The 505-nt window shown below is 29.7% G+C and carries 1 protein-coding gene; it reads right to left on the bottom strand.

All coding sequences use genetic code 11. The features are described from left to right. A partial coding sequence (locus ACNDLV_RS08210; protein ID WP_498883107.1) for a YfhO family protein occupies positions 1–505 on the bottom strand: 505 nt, incomplete at both ends.

Raw genomic sequence — 505 nt, 5'->3', positions numbered from 1 at the left:
CAAAACTAGAAATTAAAGCAGCAGTGAGAGATGAGATTGCAAAAATAACGAATTTTTTGATAAAAACTTTCCAGTTAGTAAAAGTAATGAAAGCTTGATAAAAGAAAAATCCCACTAAAAATAAGCAAGTCATAAAAGCTGTATAATAATTAGCTACAATAGTAATTGCTAAAAATATTACATAAGTAATAGAAAACTTTCCATCAATAATTGAAAGAAGTCCGTAAACGATTATTGGCAAAAAAGCAATAGCATCAAGCCACATTAGGTTCCCAAAGTAACTAATTACATATGCAGATAATGAGTAAGCAACTCCAAATGAAATGGACCAAGTATCAGTGGCTCCCATTTTTTTCTTTGCTAAATAATAAAAGGAGCCTGATGCAACCATAACTTTTAGTAAAATTATAGTATAAATAGCTAGATTTACTTTAGTGGCTGGAAATAGTAAAACTATAAAATTTAAGGGACTTAAAAGATAGTATCCCCAATTTCCTGCCATGCT

The sequence above is a fragment of the Lactobacillus fornicalis genome (assembly GCF_055362665.1).
The sequence above is the reverse complement of the archived record's forward strand: the minus strand, read 5'-3'. Positions and strand labels throughout refer to the sequence as shown.